A 21,778-nucleotide genomic window follows, 5' to 3' on the forward strand; every position below is an offset into this window, starting at 1 on the left:
GCGGGGGCCTGGGCAGGGGCGGCGGGGGCGAGGAACCCCCTATTTCACCGACCCGGCCATCACACCCTGCACAAAGTGCCGCTGGAACGCGAAGAACACCACGACCGGCACCACCAGCGACACGAACGCCCCGGGCGCCAGCACATCGATGTTGCTGCCGAACTGCCGTATCTGGGACTGGAGTTCAACGGTCAGCGGTTGCGCGGTGCTGTCGGCGAACAGCAGGGCGACCAGCATGTCGTTCCACACCCACAGGAACTGGAAGATGGCCAGGGACGCGATCGCCGGGCGCCCCACCGGCAGGACCAGCCGGGTGAAGATCCGCCACTCGCTGCCGCCGTCCATCCGCGCGGCCTCCAGCATCTCCTTCGGCATCTCGGCGAAGTAGTTCCGCAGCAGGAACACCGCGAACGGCAGCCCGTAGGCGACGTGGAAGAGCACGACGCCGGGAATCGTGCCGAACAGCCCCAGCTGGCCGAAGAGTTTGGCGACCGGAAGCAGGCCGATCTGCACGGGCACCACGAGCAGCGCCACCACGACCAGGAAGATCGCCTCGCGGCCGGGGAAGTCCAGCCACGCGAAGGCGTACCCGGCGAGCGCCGCGATGACCACCACCAGCAGGGTCGTCGGCACCGAGATCAGCACGGTGTTCCAGAAGGCCTGACTGATCCCGGCGTTCCCCAGCAGCGCCGAGTAGTTGTCGAAGGACAGCTGGCCGGGACTGGTGAACACCGTCCACCAGCCGCCGTTCGCCGTCTCCTCGGCCGACCGCAACGAGGACAGGAACAGTCCGGCCAGCGGGGTCAGCCACACCAGCCCGATCACCACCAGAAACGCCTGGACCAACCCGTTGCCCAGGCCCCGCCTGACCGCGTTCATCGCTGACTCCTTCGGAAACGGCGGACGTTGAACACCATCGCCGGAATGACCAGCAGCAGAAGCAGCACGCCCAGCGCACTGCCCAGGCCCTGGTTGTTGCCGCCGCCGAAGGACACCAGCCACATCTGGGTGGCGAGCACGGTCGCGTCCTCCTGCACCGGACCGGGCGCGATGATGTAGACGAGGTCGAAGACCTTCATCACGTTGATGACGAGGGTGATGAAGACGACCGTGAGGACCGGTGCCAGCAGCGGCACCGTGATCCGCCGGAAGATCTGCCACTCGTTCGCGCCGTCCATCCGCGCCGCCTCCAGCGCGTCCCGGGGCAGCGCCGACAGACCCGCACCGATCAGCACCATCGCGAAACCGGTCCAGATCCACAGGTACGCCCCGATGATCGCCGGTGTGACGAGCGTGGGACCGAGCCAGGAGACGCCCTCGTAGGGGGCGGCGAAGTTCGAGGCCGGCAGCTTCACCGTGTACGAGCCGTCGTCCAGGCCCTCGAAGCGGAAGGAGCCGTCGGACGCCGTGGTCGTCGAGGCGACGGTCTCCCCCGCTCGCACCGCCTCGACCTTCATCTCCGGCAGCCCGCTCTCCCGCCGGTCGACCTTGCCCTGCTCGCCTCCCCCGCCGGGTGTGAAGTCGAGGTACACCACCCCGCGCAGCTCACCGGCGCCCGCTTTCCGCCCGGCGGCCTGGTACGCCGGCTCGGTGCCGCCGGGCAGGTCGTCGGGCAGCACGCCGACCAGGCCGAGCGTCACCGCGTCGCCCGGGGACACGTTCGCGCCGGTGCGGTACGAGCCGTCGCCGTCCTTGGTCAGCCCCTGTCCGTCCCGCGCCCGTGCCGTCGGATACGTCGACGTGCCCTGGAAGGCGTCGTGCACGGAGACGACGGCGGCGTTCAGCACGCCCTTGTCCGGGTCCTCGTCGTAGGCGAGCCGGAAGATGATGCCGGCCGCGAGGAAGGAGACCGCCATCGGCATGAAGAGCAGCAGCTTGAACGCGGTCGCCCAGCGCACCTTCTCCACCAGCACGGCCAGGATCAGGCCGAGGCCGGTGAGCAGTGCCGGGGCCACCACGACCCAGATCGTGGTGTTGCGGATGGCCTTGAGCGTGGCCGGGTCACGGAACATCTCCGCGTAGTTCTCGCCGCCCACGAAACGGGTGCCGGAGGCGTCGAAGAAGCTGCGTCCGACGGAGAACAGGACCGGGTAGACGACCAGGGCGCCGAGCAGGAGCAGCGCGGGGAAGACGAACAGCAGGGCGATGATCCGGCCGCGCCGCCGCGTGCCCCGGCCCCGCGCCTTGCCGGTGCCCGCGGCGGCCCCCCGGCCCGCCTCTTTCACGAGTGTGGCGGTCATGTCGGGTCAGCCCTGGCCCTCGTACGCCTTGGCCGCTGCGGCCTCCAGCTTCGCCGCGGTGCCCTTCGGGTCCGACGGGTCGCGCAGGAAGTCCTGAAGGAGCTTCCACTCGCCCGCGCCCTTGGTGCCGCCGAACGCCGCCGGGGCCTGGTCGGACATGTCGAAGCGGACCGAATCGCCCGCGTCGATCAGGGACTTGGCGGTAGCCCGGGTGACGTCGTCGCCGTACGAGGCGGGATCGACGTTCTTGTTCGGGGACAGGAAGCCGCCCGCCTCGGCCCACACCGCCGCGGCCTCCGGCGTCGCCAGGTACTCCAGGAGTGCCATGCCGGCCTTCTGGTTCTTGCCGTCCTTCAGGACGACGGCCGCGTCACCGCCGCTGACCACGGGCGCGTCACCGCCGCCGACGGCCGGGAAGGGGAAGAAGTTCGCGTCCTCGCCGATCGACTTGCCGAACTGGTCCTTGGCGACGCCCGCGACGAAGTCACCCTCGTAGACCATGCCGGCCTCGGGCTTCGGCCCGAACACCTTCTCCACCGAGCCCGGGAAGTCGGTGTTGAGCGCGCCCTTCTGGCCGCCCGCTATCAGCTGCTTGTCCTTGAAGAGCTTGCCGAGGGTGGTGAGCGCCTCGACGACCGAGGCGTCGGTCCACTTCAGCTCGTGCGCGGCGAGGGCGTCGTACTTCTCCGGTCCGGCCTGGGAGAGGTAGACGTTCTCGAACCAGTCGGTCAGGGTCCAGCCGTCCTGTCCGGCGACCGAGAAGGCGGCGAGTCCGGAGTCGGAGACGGTCTGCCCGGCCTTCAGCATGTCGTCGTACGACTTCGGCGGCTCGACGCCGGCCTGCGTCAGGGCGTCGGGGCTGTACCAGACGGTCGACTTGTGGGCGGCCTTGAAGTAGAGGCCGTACAGGGAGCCGTCGACGCTGCCGTAGTCCTTCCAGACGGGGGCGAAGTTGGCGTCCACGGACTTCTGGGCGGCGGGGGACAGCGGCTTGAGCCAGCCGCTGGCCGCGAACTGCTTGAGCACCCCGACCTGCGGGACCATCACCACGTCGGGAGCGTTGCCGCCCTCGATCTTGCTGCCGACGACGGTGGAGACGTTGTCGCCGGTGGAGACGAACTGGGTCTTCGCGCCGGTCTTCTCCGTGAACGCGTCCAGCACCTTCTGGAAGTTCTTCTGCTCGCTGCCGGACCAGACACCGGCCACGGTGACCGTCTGGCCGCCGAGCGCCTTGTCGCCGCCGCCCGCGGACACGGGGCCGCCGCCGCAGGCGGTGGCGCCGAGCGCCAGGACGAGGGCGGTGCAGCCGGTGAGCAGGGTCGTACGTCGTCGCATCATCGTTGATGTCCCTTCGGGGATGGGGAGGTGACGGAGGGTGGTTCGGGGGTTCAGCGGTCGTTGATCCACCAGGCGGCGGTCGAGCCGGGCAGCACTCCGGCCGGGCAGGGGCCGCTCGACAGCAGCGGGGTGCCGGAGACGGGTGCGGGGGTGGGCGCCGTACCGAAGTTGACGGCGCAGACGAGGCCGTCGCCGCGTTCGAAGGCCAGCACGCCGGGCGGGGTGTCCAGCCAGCGCAGCGTTCCCTCGCCCAACTGCGGCAGGGCGGAACGCAGTTGGAGTCCGTCGCGGTACAGGTGCCAGAAGGAGCGGGTGTCGGCGAGGGCGCGGTCGGTGGCGTACTCGGCGAAGTACTCGGGCTGCGGCAGCCAGGGCTTGGCGCTCTCGGCGCCGGAGGTGAAGCCGAACGGCGACGCCTGCCCCGACCACGGCAGCGGCACCCGGCAGCCGTCGCGTATCCGGGCCCGGCTGCCGGTGCGGTGGAAGATCGGGTCGGTGAGCACGTCGTCGGGCAGATCGACGACCTCGGGCAGGCCGAGCTCCTCGCCCTGGTAGATGTACGCGGCTCCGGGCAGCGCCAGCATCAGCAGCGCGGCGGCGCGGGCGCGGGCGGCGCCGAGTCCGCTGCCCTCGGTGGCGGGTTCGCCGTACCGGGTGACGGTGCGGACCTGGTCGTGGTTGTTGAGGACCCAGGTGACCGTCGAGCCGGTGCCGGCTATGTCCTGCATGGCCTCGGAGATGACCTTGCGGAAGGCGTCGGCCTCCCAGGGGGCGCTGAGCAGGTCGAAGAAGAAGGCCTGGTGGAGTTCGTCGGAGCGGACGTACAGGGCGTGTTCACGGGCGCTCGGCACGGACACCTCGCCGACCAGGAGGCGCTCGCGGCCGTCGCCGGCGGTGTACTCCTCGCAGGTCGCGCGCCACTGGCGCCACACCGTGTGCACCTCGGGCTGGTTCCAGGCGAGCGGGTTGACCGAGTCACGGGTGCGGGCGTCGGCCTCCGGGTCGTCGGAGTCGGGCAGCTCGGGGTGCTTGTAGAGGCCGGCGGCGACGTCGATCCGGAAACCGTCGACGCCCCGGTCCAGCCAGAAGCGCAGGACCCGGTCGAACTCGGCGCCGATCTCGGGGTTGCGCCAGTTCCAGTCGGGCTGTTCGGGCGTGAACATGTGCAGGTACCACTGCCCGGCCCGCCCGTCCGCCTCGGTCACCCGGCTCCAGGCCGGACCGCCGAACATCGCGTGCCAGTTGTTCGGCGGCTCGGTCCCGTCGGCGCCGCGGCCGTCGGCGAAGTGGAAGCGGGCACGGGCCGCGCTGCCGGGTTCGGCGGTCAGCGCCTCCTCGAACCACCTGTGCTCGCTGGAGCAGTGGTTGGGGACGATGTCCAGCAGCACCTTGACGCCGAGCCGCCGAGCCGCGGCGACCAGCAGGTCGAACTCGGCAAGGTCGCCGAAGAGCGGGTCGACGTCGCAGTAGTCGGCGACGTCGTAGCCGTGGTCGTGCTGCGGGGAGGGATAGAAGGGGCTCAGCCAGATCCCGTCGACCCCGAGCTTCTTCAGATACGGCAGCCCGGCCCGGACCCCGGCGAGATCGCCGACCCCGTCGCCGGTGCTGTCCAGAAAGCTGCGGACGTACACCTGGTAGATCACCGCGTCGCGCCACCAGTGGTGCTTACTCAACATGCATGCATGTTAGGTAGCCGTATCGCGAGGGTGTCAATGAAAGAAACAAAGGATACTGGTGAGTTGGGCTGCCAAATTTGGACTTAGCCGGGCATTCTCACCACAGATGAGACTCCGCCGTTACCTAACAAGTAACTAGCGGCTGGAGACGGTCGCCAGCTCCCGCGCGAGCCTGCGCACCGCCGCCTCGGGCGTCTCGCGCCCGCTCATCGCGTCGTGCACGACCGCCTGCACCGCCAGGCTCACCTGGTCGTAGCGAGGGCTCTTGGGGCGCGGCGCGGCCGTGAGCACGCTCTCGCGCAGGGTCGGCAGATACGGGAACTCCCGCACCAGTTCCGGATCCTCGTACAGGTCGGCCCGCACGGGAGGCAGCGCGCCGCGGGTCAGGACCTGGCGCTGGACGCGCTCGCCGGCCAGGTACGCGAGCAGGCGCGCGGCTGAGTCGGGGTGCTCGGTGTGGGCGCTGACGGCCAGGTTGGAGCCGCCCAGCACGCTCGTCCCGGGCCCGTCCGGACCCGGCAGCGGTACGGCGCCGATCTTCCCGGAGACCGGCGAGCCCTCGGCCGACGCGCCGACATAGGCGTACGGCCAGTTGCGCAGGAAGAGCAGCCGGCCGTCCTGGAAGGCCTGCTTGGACTCCTCCTCCTTGAAGGTCAGCGCCCGCTTCGGGATCCAGCCCTCGCGCACACCCCGGGCGAGGAAGCCGATGCCGTCGCGGGCCGCCGTCGAGTTCACGGTGACCCGCTCGCCCTCGTCGCCGAGGATCGAACCGCCCGCCGAGTACACGGCCTCGGCGGCGTTGACGGTGAGGCCCTCGTACGGCAGGAACTGGCCGGCGTAGCCGTCGAGGCCGTACTTCGGGGCGATGGTCTTCGCCTGTTTCTCCAGCTCGGCCCAGGTGCGCGGGGGGTCGACGCCCTCCTTGGCGAGGATGTCCTCGCGGTACAGCAGCAGGCCGGCGTTGGTGACGTACGGGACCGCGTACAGCTGTCCGTCGTAGGTCGCCGTGTCCACGACCGGTGGCAGGAAGGTGTCCAGTGGGAAGCGGTCGCGGGCCAGCGGGCGGATCCAGCCGTGCGCGGCGAACTCCGAGGTCCAGCTGACGTCGATGTTCAGGATGTCGAAGCGGCTGCGCTCGCCGCCGCGCAGGTCGGTGGTCATCTGCGCGTGTGTCTCGTCGGCCGAGTCGGGCAGTTCGACGAGGGTGACCTTCTCGTCGGGGTGGGCGCGGTTCCAGCCGTCCAGCACGGAGCCGAGATAGCCGGTGAGGTCGCCTGCGGTGGCGAGGGTCAGGGGCCCTCTGCCGTCCGCGGGCCCCTCGTCGGCGCGCGCGCCGGAGGCGACGTAACCGGTCATGACCACGACGAGAACGAGAAGGCCCCTACCGGCGGCTCGGATCCACCGCATAGGTTCCTCCCTGTACACCGGCACCGGGCGTCCTCGCCCGTTGTCAGGGGCCATGTATACCTGTTAGGTATGGGCGATACTAGGGCCTGCGGCACATTGACTCGGGAGCGGGAGGAGAGCACGAGTGCGGCTGCCCCTCCTGGCCCTGCTGGCGCGCGGCCCGGCCCACGGCTATGAGCTGAAGCAGGACCTTGAGCTACTGCTGGGCTCCGCGTACCCTCAGCCGAACGTCGGCCAGATCTATGTCACTCTCGGCCGCCTCGAGAAGTCGGGGCTGATAGAGGGCGAGGACGTCGAGCAGTCGAGCCGGCCCAACAAGAAGGTCTACCACCTCACCGAAGCCGGGCGTGAGGCGCTGCGCGTCTGGTTCGAGGAGACCGAGGACGAGCCGCGCGTGCGGGACGAGTTCTTCATGAAACTGGCCCTCGCCCCGCAGACCGGTCTCGCCGACCAGGTCGCCCTGATCAACAAACAACGGCGCCAGTACCTGAACACCATGCGTCAACTGTCGAAACTGGCCGCCGCCGAGAACCGGGACAACCGCATCGCGCACCTGCTGATCGAGGGCGCGATGCTGCACCTCCAGGCCGACCTGGACTGGCTGGAACGGTGCCAGGAAGAGCTGGAGGAGTTGGAGTGAGCTCTGTGGAGAGCGCCGATTCCGCTGCCGTGCCGCGTGCCGGGAATCCCGTGCTGCGCGCCGAGGGCCTGGCCAAGACGCACTACGGCGAGGGCGCCCCGGCGCATGCCGTGCGGGGTGTGGACCTCTCGGTCCGGCGCGGCGAGTTCCTGGCCGTCACCGGTCCGTCGGGCGCCGGCAAGTCGACCCTGCTGCATCTGCTGGGCGGGTTGCAGCGGCCGGACGACGGAAGCATCTGGCTGGACGGCGAGTGCGCGGACCGGTGGAGTGAGGCCCGCTGGTCGGTGGAGCGCAGGAAGCGGATCGGGATCGTCTTCCAGTTCTTCAACCTTGTCTCCAACCTGTCCGTCGCCGACAATGTCGAGATGCCCGCCCTGCTGGCCGGCGTCCCGCCCAAGCGGGCACGTGTCGAGCGGACGGAGCTCCTGACCGAGCTCGGCCTCGCGGGCAAGGAGCGGAGCATGCCGGGCGAGCTCTCCGGCGGCGAGCAGCAGCGGGTCGCGCTGGCGCGTGCGCTGGTGAACCGGCCGCCGCTGCTGCTGGCCGACGAACCCGCCGGCAGCCTGGACAGCAAGGGCACCCGCGAGGTGATGCGGCTGCTGACCCGGTTCCACCAGCGCGGCCAGACGATCGTGCTGGTCACCCATGACGCCCGGCTGGCGAGCGCCGCGGACCGGGTGATCAGCTTCTTCGACGGCCGAATAGCCGACGACGCGGAACTGGACGGCGGCCCGCCGCCGCGCCGGACCGGCACGTCGGGTGTGCTGGAGCTCAGGGACTGAGATGCGAGCCAGCCTGCGATGGGCGCACTCCGATCTGCGCACACACCGTGGCGAGGCGCTGTTCCTGGTGCTGGCCACGGCCGGGATCGTCGTCTCGCTGCTGCTGGCCACGGCCCTGTTCGGCTACGCCACCAACCCCTGGCAGCGCGTCTTCACCCAGGCGAACGGCGCGCACGTATGGCTGCACACCGGCGCCGCCGCGGACACCGGGAAGCTGGCCGGCATCGACGGCGTCGAGTCCGTCGCGGGCCCCTACCCGACCACGTCCACGACCCTGACCTCCCGGGGCACCCGCGCCTCGGTCGAACTGCGCGGCACCCCCGAGCGCCCCGCCGTCGGCCGCCCCCTGGTGACCTCCGGCCACTGGCTGGACCCCGCGAACCCCGACGGCGTCGTCCTGGAGACCCGCCTGGCCCGGGCCCTGCTGGCCGCTCCCGGCGACACCGTCACCCTGCCCGGCACCGGCCGGAATCTGACCGTCCTGGGCATCGCCGACAGCGCCGAGCCGCGCTACCGGGCGGGCGAGCGTGCGGGCCTCGTCTGGGCGCCGCCCTCCGCTGTGCGCAACTCGGGCGGCCAGGCGATCGGGCTGCGCCTGACGGACCCCGACGACACCGACTACGCCGTCCAGCGAGCCGTGACCGTACTGGGTGCCGGTGCCATCGGCGAGGTCTCCACCTGGAAGCAGGCCCGCGCCGAGGCACAGACCGACAACCGGCTGCTCGGGCAGGTGCTGGGGCTGTTCGGGCTGGGCGCGCTGGTCGCCGCCGGGCTCGCCGTGCACGGGGCGATCGGTACCCGGATCCGGGGGCATCTGCGGGACATCTCGGTACTGAAGGCGATCGGCTTCACACCAGGTCAGGTGGTCCGCGTCTTCCTGCTCCAGCACCTCGCCTACGCGCTGCTCGGCGCCGTGGCCGCCGCCGCCGTCATCCAGGCCCTGGGCAGCCGTATCCCGGGCCGGCTCGGGGACGCGGTCGGGGTGTGGCACGGGCTGCCCGGTCACACGGTGGCGCTGTTCGCCATACCGGTGGCGGCGGTGCTGCTCATCGGCGCGACGACGGGGCTCGCGGCCTGGCGGGCGGGGCGGGTCCCCCCGGTGCCGGTGCCCCGGCGTGCCGCTCCGCTCGGCGGCCGGCTCTCGGGAGCGGCCCGACAGGCGCTCGGTCTGCGGCTGCCGCCGGCGCTGGTGCTGGGCTGGCACCAGGCGTTCACCCGCCGCCCGCGGTCCCTGGCCACCGTCGCCCGGCTCGCGCTGCCGCTGCTGCTGATCGTGGTGGCGATGAGCGCGTGGACCACCATCGAGCGCTTCGACAGCCGACCCGAGCAGGTCGGCCTGCCGACCGCCCTCACCGTCCACACCTCCGATCTGGCCGACGCCGAAGCCCGCATGCTGCTGGAACGCGACCGGCAGGTCGCCGCCGCCTACCCGGGCGTCGAGGTGGCCGCGCTGGTCCCGGGCCAGACCGCCACGATCGCCCTGCGCGGCCTCGGCACCCGTGCGGACCCCTATCCGTACGCGCTGGCCGAGGGCCGTGCCGCGGTGGGCCGCGACGAGGCGGTGGCCGGGCAGGGGCTGCTGGAGCTGCTGGACGTGAAGGTCGGCGACTGGGTGCGGATGACCGTCGGCGACCAGCCGCAGATCCTGCACATCGTGGGTCGCAGCATCGAACCGGAGAACGCCGGCCGGGTCATCTCCACCTCCCTGGACACCCTCCGCGAGAACGACCCCGGTCTCGGCCCCACCCTCTACGAACTGCGGCTCCGCCCCGGCGCGGACCCCGGTGAGGTCGGCGACCGGCTGGCCGACGCCGGCCAGGGGCGCCTGGACGTCCATGCCGTACCGAATCCCGCCGACGGGCTCTCCCCGCTGCGCGGAGTCGTCGTGGGCCTCATCGTCGTCCTGGCCCTGATCGGGCTCATCGAACTGCTCACCGCGATCGGCGGCACCGTGCGCGAGGGCGAGGGCGATCTGCTGGCCCTCAAGGCCATCGGTCTGTCCCCGCGGCAGATCACCGCCATCACGGTCACCTCCACCGCCTGCACCGCCCTGGCCGCGGTGGCCGTCGGCATCGCGGTGGGGGCGCCTCTCGGTCACTGGCTGATCGACTCCCAGGGCAGATCCAGCGGCATCGGCTCGGGGATCGCCCAGGGTCCGTCCCCCGCACTGCTGCTGCTCTTCGGCACGGCGGCGGTCGCGGGCGCGGCGGCCCTCGCCGCCGTGCCCGCGTCCCGCGCGGCCCGCCGCCGCCTCGCGGACACACTGAGCGCGGTGGCCTGACGGGCGGGATTACCGCGGGTTGTACGGGGGCGGCGGGCTGTAAGGCTGCTGCGGCGCGGTGTATGGCTGTTGCGGCGCGGTGTACGGCGGCTGCGGGCCCGGTGCGTAGGGGTTGCCCTGCGGCGGTACGAAGCCGTTGGGCGCGTACGGCGGTGGCGGAGGCATGGGCGTGGGCGTCGGCATCGGCATCGGCATCGGTGGCAGGACGGCCGGGTGGTCCGCCAGCCGGATGCCGTACCGGCTCCTGAGGCGGCCCATCTCCAGCAGGGAGATGGCCGTGACCGTCACCGGGGCACCCAGGATGAAGAAGACGCCGAGGGCGAGGCCGAGACCGTGCAGATCACCGGTGATGAGATCGGGGACGGCCATCAGCCATGACGTCACCGTGGCGAGCAGCGGCGGCAGACAGCGGTGCACTACGGCGGTGCCGAAGAAGTTCCCCCGAGATCCGGTAGGCGCCGGCGATCACGAAGAAGGCCAGCCAGAGCCCCACCGCGCTGAGCAGCAGGCCCCCGAGGGTGCCGAGGGCCCCGCCCAACCGGAAGACCAGCACCGTCCCGAGCGCCGAGCCGATGAACAGCAGCAGCAACTTCAGCGACCTGACGAGCGGCTCCCGCAGCTGCGCCACCGTGCCGCCGCCGGAACGCCGCCAGAGATACAGCATCACGCCGACCGTGAGGGGTGTGATGAACAGCAGGACCACACAGGCGGTCGCCGCGTTGTCCAGCATCTCGTCGAAGGCGAACCCGCCCTCGACGAAGGTGTAGACACCGAACGCCGCGACCGCCCCGGCGATGACCCGTACCCGCTTGAGCGCGTCCACCGACGGATCCAGTGACGGAGGGATCCAGGTCGGGTGGAACACCGCCCGCGCCACATGATGAGGCTTCAGGAACGACCGGGCGGTCAGCGTACCGCCGGTCCAACTCCCCCGTGGATAAGTCAACTTGCACTCCCCCGATGACCATTTCATGATCGCCGAGGGAGTCTACGGGAAGCGGACGGCAGCGCGCCGCCCGCTTTCCGTAGCAGAGGTCGCGAGGAGTCCGCGGTCACTGCCGCCCGCGCAGCTCCCGGTACTTGGCGACGAGCGCCTGCGTCGACGCGTCCAGCCCCGGCACCTCGGCGCCCTCGGTCAGCGCGGGCTCGACCCGCTTGGCGAGGACCTTGCCGAGCTCGACACCCCACTGGTCGAAGGAGTCGATGTTCCACACCGCGCCCTGCACGAACACCTTGTGCTCGTACAGCGCGATCAGCTGACCGAGCACCGACGGGGTCAGTTCGCGCGCGAGGATCGTCGTCGTCGGGTGGTTGCCCTTGAACGTCTTGTGGGTCACCAGCTCCTCCGGCACCCCCTCCGCGTGCACCTCCTGAGGGGTCTTGCCGAAGGCGAGCGCCTGCGTCTGCGCGAAGAAGTTCGCCATCAACAGGTCGTGCTGCGCCTTGAGTTCGTCGCTCATCTCGGCGACCGGCTCGGCGAAACCGATGAAGTCCGCCGGGATCAGCTTGGTGCCCTGGTGGATCAGCTGGTAGTAGGCGTGCTGCCCGTTCGTACCCGGCGTGCCCCACACCACGGGCCCGGTCTGCCAGTCCACCTCCCGCCCGTCCCGGCCGACGTACTTGCCGTTGGACTCCATGTCCAGCTGCTGGAGATACGCCGTGAACCTGGACAGGTAGTGGCTGTACGGCAGCACCGCGTGCGACTGGGCGTCGTGGAAGTTGCCGTACCAGATGCCCAGCAGGCCGAGCAGCAAGGGCGCGTTGTCCTCGGGAGGCGCGGTGCGGAAGTGCTCGTCGACAAGGCGGAAACCGTCGAGCATCTCGCGGAAGCGGTCCGGCCCGATGGCGACCATCAGGGACAGGCCGATCGCCGAGTCGTAGGAGTAGCGCCCGCCGACCCAGTCCCAGAACTCGAACATGTTGGCCGTGTCGATCCCGAAGTCGGCCACCTTCTCGCCGTTGGTCGACAGCGCCACGAAGTGCTTGGCGACGGCCTCCGGGCCGGCCTTCAGCTCGCCCAGCAGCCAGTTGCGCGCGGACGTGGCGTTGGTGATCGTCTCGATGGTGGTGAAGGTCTTGGACGCGATGATGAACAGTGTCTCGGCCGCGTCCAGGTCCCGGGTGGCCTCGTGCAGGTCGGCGCCGTCGACGTTGGACACGAAGCGGACGGTGAGGTCGCGGTCGGTGAAGCTGCGCAGCACCTCGTAGGCCATCGCCGGACCGAGGTCGGAGCCGCCGATGCCGATGTTGACGACGTTCTTGATCCGCTTGCCGGTGTGCCCGGTCCAGGCGCCGGAGCGGACCCGGTCGGCGAAGGCGGCCATCTTGTCGAGGACGGCGTGCACGCCCGGAACGACGTTCTCCCCGTCGACCTCGACCACGGCCTCGCGGGGTGCGCGCAGCGCGGTGTGCAGCACCGCCCGGTCCTCGGTGGTGTTGATCTTCTCGCCGCGGAACATGGCGTCCCGCAGCCCGAAGACGTCCGTGGCGGCGGCCAGCTCGCGCAGCAGCCGCAGTGTCTCGTCGGTGACCAGGTGCTTGGAGTAGTCGATGTGCAGGTCGCCGACCTGCAACGTGTACCCCGAGCCGCGGCCCGCGTCGGCGCCGAACAGCTCCCGGAGCTGCACCTCACCGAGCTCCTCGCGGTGCTTGGCCAGCGCGGTCCACTCGGGGGTCTGGTTGAGCCTGGTACGGCCGTCTGCGTTCATGTCCGACTTCAGCCTTCTTTCGTGCCTGTCCCAGCTGTTCCAACCTAATTGATCAGCGCGGGACGTGAGCGGTCATGGTCTCGTCGTCCGGCGCAACAAGAGGTACGTCCGGCTTGCGCCCAGGTATCAGCGCGATGACCGAAAGGACGAAGAAGCCCGCGGCGAGCAGGGCGGGCGTGTTCAGCCCCCAGGCCGTGGCGACGGCACCACCGAGCAGGGCGCCCAGCGGAGCGCCGGCCACGGCCAGGGTGCGGAAGGCGGAGCTGACCCGGCCCAGCATGTCGCTGGGGGCCCGGTGCTGCATCAGGGTCGTGGTGTTGACGTTCCACACCATGCCCATGAAGCCGAAGACGGCGAGGGCTGCCGCCGTCGCGGTCAGGCTCCGCACACCGCCCATGACGACGAGGGCGCCGATCTGCACGAGCCCGGCGATCAGCACGGCGCGCGTCGGTCCCAGCCGGGCGGCGATCCACCGGTTCCCCAGGCCACCGGCCAGGAAGCCGACGGTGTACGCGGTCGTCGCCACCGCGTATCCGGCGGTGCCCGCGTCCAGCCATCCGGTGACCAGCACGACCAGGGTGGCGATGAGAGCACCCATGCCGACGTTGCACAGCGCGGTCGCCGCGCACAGCCCGCGCAGTGCCCGGTCACGCCACAGGGTGCGCAGCCCGTCCGCGATCTCGCGGCGCAGGGTGCTGCCGGCCGGTCTCGCGTCGCGGTCGGGCGGCTCGATCCGCAGTGAGGCGACCAGCGCGGCGGCCGCCAGGAAGGTCGCGGCGTCCACCGCGAAGGGCACGGCGGCCCCGGCGGTGATCAGCAGCGGCACGGCGGGCGCCCCCATCAGGCCGCCGGTGATCTTCTGTCCGGTCATCAGCCGGGCGTTGGCGCTGCCCAGGGCCTCGGGGGCCACCAGGGCGGGCAACAGCGCCGTGGCGGCGTTGTCGAACAGGGTCTGGAGCGCGGTCAGAGTGAAGGCCAGCGCGATGAGCAGCCCGATCGAGGCGTGCCCCAGCGCCACGGCCATGGCGAACGCGCCGACCAGCAGGCCCCGTGACGCGTCGACCGTCCACATCGCGCGGCGCTGGTCCACCCGGTCGGCGAGGGCGCCGCCGAGCAGCCCGAAGACGATCCACGGGAGATAGCCGCACGCGGTGACGGCGGCGATCAGCAGCGGCCGGTCCGTCAGTGTCACGGCGAGCAGCGGCAGGGCGGCCGTACGCAGGGAGTCGCCGAAGCTGGAGAGCGCGGCGGCACTCCACAGCCGCCCGAAGCCACCGCGCCACGCGGGCGCACACGCGCCCTCCGCCCCGACCGTCGCCATGGCTCCCCCTCCTCGGTTGCTCGATCCTTCGGTCCGAAGATCGATACACAAACCGTAGAGGGCGCCACTGACAATCGGCCCCGGAGCGGCAGAGCGCCGGTGGTTCCGACAGGTCCGGCCGGGCACCCGCAGGTGGCCGGCCGGCCTCAATTCCTAGATCTCGCCGCGCAGTTTGGCGAGCGCTTCGGCGAGGATCGCCTCGCCGTCCGCGTCGCTGCGCCGTTCCCTCACATACGCGAGATGCGTCTTGTAGGGCTCGGTGCGCGGCGGGTCCGGCGGGTTGTCCCGGTCCTGCCCGGCGGGAAAGCCGCAGCGCGGGCAGTCCCAGGTGTCGGGGACCTGCGCGTCGCTGGCGAAGCTGGGCTGCGTCTCGTGCCCGTTGGAGCACCAGAAGGAGATGCGCAGCCGGGGCGCGGACTCGCCCCGCTCGGCCTCGCCCATCGGCCCCGCCCCGACCCGGCTTCCTCGGATCGCGTTGCCACTTGCCACGGTCGTAACTCCCTGCGTGATGGTGCCGCAAAGCGAGTCGGCGTTTCGCTTCGCTGCGAGCGCCTCAGTCTACGTAAGGCCCAACGCGCGTCCAGTGATTGGAGTTACAGAGCCCCTACACCAAGACGCAAGCCCCATGATAGGCCGCGCTCAGCTGCGCGTACCGAACATGGGGCCTTACGTATGGATTGTGCGTGCCGGTCAGTTGTTGACCTTCATCATGATGCCGAGTACGACAATGCACGCGAACCAGAGCAGACCGACCACCACGGTGATCCGGTCGAGGTTGCGCTCGGCGACCGAGGAGCCACCGACGGACGACTGCATGCCGCCACCGAACATGTCGGAGAGGCCGCCGCCCTTGCCCTTGTGCATCAGCACCAGCAGCATCAGCAGCCCGCTGAAGACGATCAGGGCGATCGAGAACCCCATAACCACGGCTGGACCAACTTCCTCGGATCTGGATGGACGACAGGGGCACAGCCTCAGGGCTGTGCCCCCGCAAGGGTACGACGGATCGCCGCTACCGCATACTCACTGGTCGCGGAAGCGCACGATCTTGACGAACTCGTCGGCGTCCAGCGAGGCGCCCCCGACCAGGGCACCGTCGATGTCGGCCTGCGCCATGATCTCGGCGACATTGCCCGACTTCACGGAGCCGCCGTACTGGATGCGGACCTGGTCGGCCAGGTCCTGCGAGTACAGCTCGGCGAGCTTGCCACGGATCGCGGCGCAGACCTCCTGGGCGTCCTCGGCGCCGCAGACCTTGCCGGTGCCGATGGCCCAGACGGGCTCGTAGGCGATCACGATGGACTCGGCCTGCTCGGCCGGGAGGTCCTTCAGACCGCCCTCGACCTGCGCGAGGGTGTGGGAGACGTGGTTGCCCGCCTCGCGGACGTCCAGCTCCTCGCCGACGCACAGGATCGGGGTCAGGCCGTGCTTGTACGCGGCCTTGACCTTGGCGTTGACGATCTCGTCGGTCTCCGCGTGGTACTGGCGGCGCTCGGAGTGGCCGATCGCCACGTACGTGCACTTCAGCTTGGCCAGCATCGGGCCGGAGATCTCGCCGGTGTAGGCGCCGGAGTCCTGGGCCGAGATGTCCTGGGCGCCGTACTTGATCTTGAGCTTGTCGCCGTCGACCAGGGTCTGCACGGAGCGCAGGTCGGTGAAGGGCGGCAGGACGGCGACCTCGACGGCCTCGTAGTCCTTGTCCGCGAGGGCGAAGGCGAGCTTCTGGACGTGCGCGATGGCCTCGAGGTGGTTGAGGTTCATCTTCCAGTTGCCCGCCATCAGCGGCGTGCGCGTGCTCATTGAGGTCAGTCCTCCAGTGCGGCGAGGCCGGGGAGCGTCTTGCCCTCGAGGTATTCGAGGGAGGCGCCGCCACCGGTCGAGATGTGGCCGAATGCATTCTCGTCGAAGCCCAGGATGCGGACGGCCGCGGCGGAGTCGCCGCCGCCGACCACGGTGAAGCCCGGGGTGTCGACGAGGGCCTGGGCGACCGCCCTGGTGCCCTCGGCGTAGTCGGGGTGCTCGAAGACGCCCATGGGGCCGTTCCAGAAGACGGTGCCGGCGTCGGCGAGCTTCGAGGCGTACAGCTTGCGGGTCTGAGGACCGATGTCCAGGCCCTCCTGGTCGGCGGGGATGGCGTCCGCGGCGACGGTCGTGGGGTTGGCCGGGGCCTTGGTCTTCAGGTCCGGGAACTCGGTGGAGATCAGCACGTCGACCGGCAGGACCAGCTCGACGCCGTTCTTCTCGGCCCGCTCCATGTACTCGGTCACGGCCGGGATCTGGTCCTCCTGGAGGAGGGAGATGCCGACCTCGTGGCCCTGGGCCTTGAGGAAGGTGTACGCCATGCCGCCGCCGATGAGCAGCCGGTCGGCCTTGCCGAGCAGCTGGTCGATGACGGCCAGCTTGTCGGACACCTTGGCGCCGCCGAGCGCGACGACGTAGGGCCGCTTGACGTCCTCGGTGAGCTTCTTGAGGACGGTGACCTCGTTCGCGATGAGGTAGCCGGCGTAGTGCGGCAGCTTGGCCGGAAGGTCGTACACCGAGGCGTGCTTGCGGTGCACGGCGCCGAAGCCGTCACCGACGTACACGTCGGCGAGGGCGGCGAGCCGGTCGGCGAAGGCGGCGCGCTCGGCGTCGTCCTTGCTGGTCTCGCCGGCGTTGAAGCGGAGGTTCTCGATGACGGCGACCTGGCCGTCGGCGAGGCCGGCGACGACGGACTGGGCGGACTCGCCGACCGTGTCGGTCGCGAACGCCACCTCGGCGCCGAGGAGTTCACCCAGGCGCGCGGCTGCGGGCGCCAGGGAGAACACGGGGTCCGGGGTGCCCTTGGGGCGGCCCAGGTGCGAGGCCACGACCACGCGCGCGCCCGCCTCGGCCAGTGCCTTGACGGTGGGCAGCACGGCGCGGATGCGGCCGTCGTCGGTGATGGTGGTGCCGTCCAGCGGCACGTTCAGGTCGGCGCGGACGAAGACCCGCCGGCCCGCGACTGACTCGGCGAGGAGTTCGTCGATCGTCTTCATGGAAGGGGACTCCCGAGGAGGGTTCGTATGCTCGGATCGCCAGTGATCCTAAGAGGCCTGGTCTGCACGTGAGTCAGGGCCCGGGCGGCGCGTCCCTGCGCCGCACGGGCCCTGCCCTACGTCAAGGTGCCTGCTCCGCCGATCAGAGCTGGTTGCCGACGAAGACCGTCAGGTCGACGAGGCGGTTGGAGTAGCCCCACTCGTTGTCGTACCAGCCGAGGATCTTCACCGATGTGCCCTCCTGGACCATGGTCAGGGAGGAGTCGAAGGTGCAGGACGCCGGGTCCCCGACGATGTCCGAGGAGACGATCTCGTCCTCGGTGTAGGACAGATAGCCCTGGAGCTCGCCCTCGGAGGCCTTCTTGAAGGCGGCGTTGACCTCGTCCTTGGTGACCTCGCGGGACAGCTCCACGACGAGGTCGGTGGCCGAGCCGGTCGGGACCGGGACGCGCATGGCGATGCCGTCCAGCTTGCCCTTGAGCTGCGGGAGGACCAGGGCGGTCGCCTTCGCGGCACCCGTCGTGGTCGGGATGATGTTCTCCGCGGCGGCCCGGGCGCGACGCAGGTCCTTGTGCGGGAAGTCCAGGATGCGCTGGTCGTTGGTGTACGCGTGCACCGTCGTCATCAGGCCCTTGACGATGCCGAAGTTCTCGTCGAGCACCTTGGCCATCGGCGCCACACAGTTGGTGGTGCAGGAGGCGTTGGAGATGACGTGGTGGTTCGCCGGGTCGTACTTGTCCTGGTTGACGCCCATCACGATGGTGATGTCCTCGTCCTTGGCCGGGGCCGAGATGAGGACCTTCTTCGCGCCACCGGCGATGTGCTTCGCGGCGTCTTCCTTCTTGGTGAAGATGCCGGTCGACTCGATGACGATGTCGACGCCCAGCTCGCCCCACGGGATGTCGGCGGGGTTGCGCTCGGAAAGGACCTTGATGGTCCTGCCTTCGACCGTGATGGTGTCGGCGGTGTGGGTGACCTCCTGCTTGAGACGACCCAGGATGGTGTCGTACTTCAGCAGGTGAGCAGTGGTCGCGGTGTCACCCAGGTCGTTGACAGCCACGATCTCGATGTCAGCACCCTGCTCCAGCAGTGCGCGGAAGTAGTTGCGACCGATACGACCGAAGCCGTTGATGCCTACGCGGATCGTCACGAACCGATCTCCTCGTTGGTACGCCGGCCATGCGGTGCCGGCGAGCTCTGTTTGGGATGTCCCCGACCGCCTACGACCCTACCTCCCTGAGGCCACGGTGGTGACATCCAGATGCCTCATACACGGCACGGCGGTCCGTACCCGTCAGTAGGGGTACGGACCGCCCCGCCCACAAGCCCGGATCACTCGATCCGGTCACTGTGCGTTGCACTCAGTTGACCTCGGCGTGTCACTCGTCAAGTGAGTCGAGAGCCTTGCCGATGAGCGCCGTTCGGTCGGCCGCCGCGGTGACGTGTTCCAGGCCGAAGCCGAGGAGCACCGTGTCGTCCGTGGTGATCGCGCCGTAGGTCTGGAACAGCGCTCCGGTGCGCGTCCAGTCCTTGAGCACGGCCGGGCTGCCCGCGGGCGGTCCGGTCACGCTCCAGGCGCCGAGCGAGGTCTCGAAGCCCTCGGTCTCGGTGGCCGTGCCGCCGACGACGAGCGAGGCCTGGTCGGCGAGGACGCCGCGTCCGCCGAAGCCCGGGTCGCTGACATAGCTGATCGAGAGCTCGACCGTCTTGCCCGCGTACGCGCTCAGGTCGTACTCGACCTGCTGCCAGCCCGCCGAGGCGCCGGTGAGCGCGTTCCACTGGCCGCTGGTGCCGGACGCGGTGCAGCCGGCGGCCGACTGCGTCAGGTAGTGCGCAAGCCAGGGGTGTTCGGCCATGTAGAAGCCGGCCTCGCACTCCGCCGGGACGGTGGCGCTGGTGGCGCCGCCCTTCTCGGGGAGTGTCGTCCAGTCCTCGGCCCCGGTGGTGTGGGCCTCGAACAGGACGTTGTCGTAGCCGGGCTCGACGTCCCAGAGCAGCTGGGTGCGCAGGGTCGGCTGCTGCGCCGCGGTCACACCGCTGAGGTCGACGGTCCTGGTGAGCCGCTTGTAGGCGTCGTCGGTGTGCACGGCGGCCGCCATCCACGAACCCGCGTACGGCCCGTAGGGGTTGACGGTGCCGGCGAACTGACCCGCCCCCGCGCTGGCGAACTGCGGGTAGGTGTCGACGGACAGCTGGTCCGAGGTGACGCTGTAACTCCCGGCCTTGTCCAGCGGGTTGCCGGTGGCCGCGCCGAGCGCCGCGGTGGTGCCGCCGAGCCGGCCGGATCCGGTGAAGCCGGTGGCGCCGGGGAGCGACGTACGGGAGTAGGCGCCCAGGTAGTACTGGCTGAAGTCGTTCGACAGGGTGCCGCCGCCGAGGTCGACGTTGCCGCCGGCCTGTTCGCCCGCCTCCATCAGCTTGCCGCCCTCGTTCAGGTGGGCACGCAGCTGGAGTTGGGTGGCGTTGCCCGGGACGTTGGCGCCGGTGTAGTGGACGACGGTGTCGAAGTGGCTCAGCACGCCGAGCGCGTCGGGCGCGCCCTGCGCGGCGACGTCCCAGACGATCGCACGGTGACCGTTGGCCTTGAGCGCGTCGACGTACTGCTGCGCGTGCGGGGCGCCGGCGCCCTCCTCGGCGACCACGAGGACGTCCGCGCGGGGCCGTTCGGCCACCGTGTACGTGAAGTGCTCGCTGGAGACCTTCTTGCCGCTCCTGGTCTCACCGGTGAACCACACCTCGACCTTGTCACCCTGGTCGCCGTCGGCGACCTTGGCGCGGTACTGGTCGAAGTAGAGGTTGTCCTCACCGCCGTACGTCTCGCCGCCCTTCCACGGCCTGAGCGCCATGTCGTGCGTACGGCCGCCGTTGACGCGGTACTTGAGCTCCTTGTCACGCACGGACTTGCGTGCCACGACCGAGACTTCCTGGTCCGCGCCGCGCGAGTACGACGTGGTGAACGGCGCCGGCGTGAAGTCGGCGGCCTTCGCCCCGATCGAGGACACGGGCTGGTCCGGGCGGGCGGCGCTCTCGGCGACGGAGAGCGCGAACGGCACGTTCTTGGCGAACTCCTGCTGGATCAGCTTCTCGTCGTCCGGGAAGTTGAAGACGGACTGGCAGTCGGCCGCGTTCCACTGGTCGTTCGGGTCGATCTGCGACGCGGTCTGACAGGTCGACATCTCCGGCGTGAACATCGCGATGCCGTTGACGTTCGCGGCATGGCCGTCGGCCTCGCCGTTGGTGGTGTACAGCTCCGAGGAGACCTGCGGGTGGTAGCCGGGGATCGCGGAGTTGTCCGGCGTACCGGCGAGTGCCTTGTACATCACGTCGTCGGGCGTGTCGGTGGCCACCTGCCAGCCGACTCCGTAGAGGAGGAGTTCGGCGGCGGAGTGGTAGTTGATGCCGTAGGCGAAGCCGATACGACGTTCGAAGGCGTCCAGTGCCTTGGTCTCGGGCTCGGAGGCCGGGGACGCGCCGCGGTAGGTCTCGCTGGTGGGGTTGGGGGACGAACCCTCGTCGTCGTAGCCCCACTTGTAGGTGAAGTTGCGGTTGAGGTCGACGCCGTCGCCGGTGCTGATGGTGCCGTCGCCGTTGATGTCCCGCAGGTTCTTGCGCCACAGACGGTTGGCGGAGTCCTGGAACGTGTAGTCGTAGCCGTCCGGGTTCGCGGACAGGACGAACCACAGTTCGGTCGAGTCGACGATCTTCTTGACCCGCTTGTCCGTCTTGTAGTTGTCCAGGTAGTGGTGCATCAGGCGCCGGGTCATCTCCGGCGTGATCCACTCCCGCGCGTGCTGGTTCGAGACGTACAGGACGGAGGGCTTGGAGCCGTCCTTGGTCTTCTTCGCGTTCTTGGTGAGCTTGAGAGCCAGGATGTCCTGGCCGTTGATCGTCTTGCCGATGGAGACGACCTTGGTGAGGTCGGGGTTCTCCTGTCCGGCCCGGACGATCTCCTCCTTGAGCCCTCCGCTCCCGCTGTACGGGCGGTACACGCCCTCCGCGGCCTTCTCGGTACGCGCCTCGGCCCTGGCGGAGAGGTCGTGCTCGGTGAGCTCGACGCCCTGCTTCTCCAGCTTCTTGGCCTGGTCGTCGGTGAGGTAGACCTCGACGGTGGTCGTGCCCTTCGCGGGCGCCTGCTCACTGAGTTCGTGGCCGTCCTGGCCGGCCGCCAGCAGCAGGGGTACCTGCTGTTTGCTGACCTCGGCCCGGAAGACCTTCACTTCGCTGGGGTCGGAATCCCGCGAACTTTCCGGTTGTGCCTGGGCGATGGGTGCGATACTCGCTCCACCTATGAGGAGCGCGCCGACAGCGAGGATCGATCTCGCTCTGGGTCTCATGTACCCCCCTAGCAGTGTTTCGCCACAGCGGCGA

At 70.1% G+C, this 21,778-nt stretch carries 18 protein-coding genes; 3 read left to right on the plus strand and 15 right to left on the minus strand.

Features of this window, described 5'->3' with window-relative positions:
* Window positions 1-39 precede the first annotated feature (39 nt).
* The 5 genes from ACIQWG_RS06935 to ACIQWG_RS06955 all read right to left on the minus strand — a co-directional run bounded on the left by ACIQWG_RS06935 (window position 40) and on the right by ACIQWG_RS06955 (window position 6,661).
* Complete coding sequence (locus ACIQWG_RS06935) at window positions 40-879, minus strand: carbohydrate ABC transporter permease (RefSeq protein WP_404091325.1); 840 nt, start codon at window positions 877-879, stop codon at window positions 40-42.
* Window positions 876-2,240 carry an ABC transporter permease subunit gene (locus tag ACIQWG_RS06940; protein WP_404091328.1) on the minus strand — a complete coding sequence of 455 codons (1,365 nt, stop codon included), beginning with the start codon at window positions 2,238-2,240 and terminating at the stop codon, window positions 876-878. Before ACIQWG_RS06940 ends, ACIQWG_RS06935 begins: the two co-directional genes overlap by 4 nt.
* 6 nt (window positions 2,241-2,246) lie before the next feature.
* Complete coding sequence (locus ACIQWG_RS06945) at window positions 2,247-3,578, minus strand: ABC transporter substrate-binding protein (protein ID WP_404091331.1); 1,332 nt, start codon at window positions 3,576-3,578, stop codon at window positions 2,247-2,249.
* 50 nt (window positions 3,579-3,628) lie between these two features.
* The gene (locus ACIQWG_RS06950) at window positions 3,629-5,254 is read right to left on the minus strand and encodes a glycoside hydrolase family 13 protein (RefSeq protein ID WP_404091334.1); all 1,626 of its coding nucleotides are present in this window, start codon (window positions 5,252-5,254) and stop codon (window positions 3,629-3,631) included.
* 135 nt (window positions 5,255-5,389) lie between these two features.
* The gene (locus ACIQWG_RS06955) at window positions 5,390-6,661 is read right to left on the minus strand and encodes an ABC transporter substrate-binding protein (protein WP_404091337.1); all 1,272 of its coding nucleotides are present in this window, start codon (window positions 6,659-6,661) and stop codon (window positions 5,390-5,392) included.
* 124 nt (window positions 6,662-6,785) lie between these two features.
* Between ACIQWG_RS06955 and ACIQWG_RS06960 the strand changes: the two genes are divergently transcribed.
* From ACIQWG_RS06960 to ACIQWG_RS06970, 3 genes are read left to right on the plus strand one after another with little or no spacing between them, the layout of a single operon-like run.
* On the plus strand, window positions 6,786-7,301 hold the full coding sequence (locus ACIQWG_RS06960) for a PadR family transcriptional regulator (protein WP_404091340.1): 516 nt from the start codon (window positions 6,786-6,788) through the stop codon (window positions 7,299-7,301).
* Window positions 7,302-7,306: 5 nt separating this feature from the next.
* On the plus strand, window positions 7,307-8,083 hold the full coding sequence (locus tag ACIQWG_RS06965; protein WP_404093472.1) for an ABC transporter ATP-binding protein: 777 nt from the start codon (window positions 7,307-7,309) through the stop codon (window positions 8,081-8,083).
* Window position 8,084: 1 nt separating this feature from the next.
* A complete protein-coding gene (locus ACIQWG_RS06970) occupies window positions 8,085-10,364 on the plus strand; it encodes an FtsX-like permease family protein (RefSeq protein ID WP_404091343.1) in 2,280 nt (759 codons plus the stop codon).
* 9 nt (window positions 10,365-10,373) lie between these two features.
* Here ACIQWG_RS06970 and ACIQWG_RS06975 read toward each other — a convergent pair whose 3' ends face one another.
* From ACIQWG_RS06975 to ACIQWG_RS07020, 10 genes are all read right to left on the minus strand, one after another.
* On the minus strand, window positions 10,374-10,733 hold the full coding sequence (locus ACIQWG_RS06975; RefSeq protein WP_404091346.1) for a hypothetical protein: 360 nt from the start codon (window positions 10,731-10,733) through the stop codon (window positions 10,374-10,376).
* Window positions 10,705-11,310 carry a hypothetical protein gene (locus tag ACIQWG_RS06980; protein WP_404091348.1) on the minus strand — a complete coding sequence of 202 codons (606 nt, stop codon included), beginning with the start codon at window positions 11,308-11,310 and terminating at the stop codon, window positions 10,705-10,707. The genes ACIQWG_RS06975 and ACIQWG_RS06980 overlap by 29 nt, the downstream gene beginning before the upstream one ends.
* Before the next feature lie 106 nt (window positions 11,311-11,416).
* Complete coding sequence (pgi, locus tag ACIQWG_RS06985) at window positions 11,417-13,072, minus strand: glucose-6-phosphate isomerase (protein ID WP_404091351.1); 1,656 nt, start codon at window positions 13,070-13,072, stop codon at window positions 11,417-11,419.
* A 52-nt stretch (window positions 13,073-13,124) separates the two neighbouring features.
* Window positions 13,125-14,393 (minus strand): MFS transporter, encoded by a 1,269-nt coding sequence (locus ACIQWG_RS06990; RefSeq protein WP_404091354.1) that lies wholly within the window; start codon window positions 14,391-14,393, stop codon window positions 13,125-13,127.
* Window positions 14,394-14,546: 153 nt separating this feature from the next.
* Window positions 14,547-14,882 (minus strand): RNA polymerase-binding protein RbpA, encoded by a 336-nt coding sequence (locus tag ACIQWG_RS06995; RefSeq protein WP_003957010.1) that lies wholly within the window; start codon window positions 14,880-14,882, stop codon window positions 14,547-14,549.
* A 201-nt stretch (window positions 14,883-15,083) separates the two neighbouring features.
* Window positions 15,084-15,314 carry a preprotein translocase subunit SecG gene (gene secG / locus ACIQWG_RS07000; RefSeq protein WP_030951411.1) on the minus strand — a complete coding sequence of 77 codons (231 nt, stop codon included), beginning with the start codon at window positions 15,312-15,314 and terminating at the stop codon, window positions 15,084-15,086.
* 102 nt (window positions 15,315-15,416) lie between these two features.
* Window positions 15,417-16,193, minus strand: coding sequence for a triose-phosphate isomerase (tpiA, locus tag ACIQWG_RS07005; protein WP_404091357.1), 777 nt, complete (start codon window positions 16,191-16,193; stop codon window positions 15,417-15,419).
* A gap of 5 nt (window positions 16,194-16,198) precedes the next feature.
* The gene (locus ACIQWG_RS07010) at window positions 16,199-17,410 is read right to left on the minus strand and encodes a phosphoglycerate kinase (RefSeq protein WP_404091359.1); all 1,212 of its coding nucleotides are present in this window, start codon (window positions 17,408-17,410) and stop codon (window positions 16,199-16,201) included.
* Between the two features lie 142 nt (window positions 17,411-17,552).
* Window positions 17,553-18,560: a type I glyceraldehyde-3-phosphate dehydrogenase gene (gene gap / locus ACIQWG_RS07015; protein ID WP_404091362.1), complete on the minus strand. Its 1,008-nt coding sequence runs from the start codon at window positions 18,558-18,560 to the stop codon at window positions 17,553-17,555.
* A 229-nt stretch (window positions 18,561-18,789) separates the two neighbouring features.
* Window positions 18,790-21,744, minus strand: coding sequence for a M14 family zinc carboxypeptidase (locus ACIQWG_RS07020; protein WP_404091365.1), 2,955 nt, complete (start codon window positions 21,742-21,744; stop codon window positions 18,790-18,792).
* Between the last annotated feature and the right edge of the window lie 34 nt (window positions 21,745-21,778).

It is taken from the genome of Streptomyces sp. NPDC098781, from assembly GCF_044759995.1.
Taxonomy (GTDB): domain Bacteria; phylum Actinomycetota; class Actinomycetes; order Streptomycetales; family Streptomycetaceae; genus Streptomyces.

What these genes read in the sequence shown, in the direction of transcription:
- ACIQWG_RS06940 (WP_404091328.1), bottom strand. Translation starts at nt 2,240, where the DNA reads ATGACCGCCACACTCGTGAAAGAGGCGGGCCGGGGGGCCGCCGCGGGC.
- secG (WP_030951411.1), bottom strand. Translation starts at nt 15,314, where the DNA reads ATGGGGTTCTCGATCGCCCTGATCGTCTTCAGCGGGCTGCTGATGCTG.
- ACIQWG_RS07020 (WP_404091365.1), bottom strand. Translation starts at nt 21,744, where the DNA reads ATGAGACCCAGAGCGAGATCGATCCTCGCTGTCGGCGCGCTCCTCATA.
- ACIQWG_RS06950 (WP_404091334.1), bottom strand. Translation starts at nt 5,254, where the DNA reads ATGTTGAGTAAGCACCACTGGTGGCGCGACGCGGTGATCTACCAGGTG.
- pgi (WP_404091351.1), bottom strand. Translation starts at nt 13,072, where the DNA reads ATGAACGCAGACGGCCGTACCAGGCTCAACCAGACCCCCGAGTGGACC.
- ACIQWG_RS06945 (WP_404091331.1), bottom strand. Translation starts at nt 3,578, where the DNA reads ATGATGCGACGACGTACGACCCTGCTCACCGGCTGCACCGCCCTCGTC.
- tpiA (WP_404091357.1), bottom strand. Translation starts at nt 16,193, where the DNA reads ATGAGCACGCGCACGCCGCTGATGGCGGGCAACTGGAAGATGAACCTC.
- ACIQWG_RS06955 (WP_404091337.1), bottom strand. Translation starts at nt 6,661, where the DNA reads ATGCGGTGGATCCGAGCCGCCGGTAGGGGCCTTCTCGTTCTCGTCGTG.
- ACIQWG_RS06975 (WP_404091346.1), bottom strand. Translation starts at nt 10,733, where the DNA reads ATGGCCGTCCCCGATCTCATCACCGGTGATCTGCACGGTCTCGGCCTC.
- ACIQWG_RS07010 (WP_404091359.1), bottom strand. Translation starts at nt 17,410, where the DNA reads ATGAAGACGATCGACGAACTCCTCGCCGAGTCAGTCGCGGGCCGGCGG.
- ACIQWG_RS06990 (WP_404091354.1), bottom strand. Translation starts at nt 14,393, where the DNA reads ATGGCGACGGTCGGGGCGGAGGGCGCGTGTGCGCCCGCGTGGCGCGGT.
- ACIQWG_RS06970 (WP_404091343.1), top strand. Translation starts at nt 8,085, where the DNA reads ATGCGAGCCAGCCTGCGATGGGCGCACTCCGATCTGCGCACACACCGT.
- ACIQWG_RS06935 (WP_404091325.1), bottom strand. Translation starts at nt 879, where the DNA reads ATGAACGCGGTCAGGCGGGGCCTGGGCAACGGGTTGGTCCAGGCGTTT.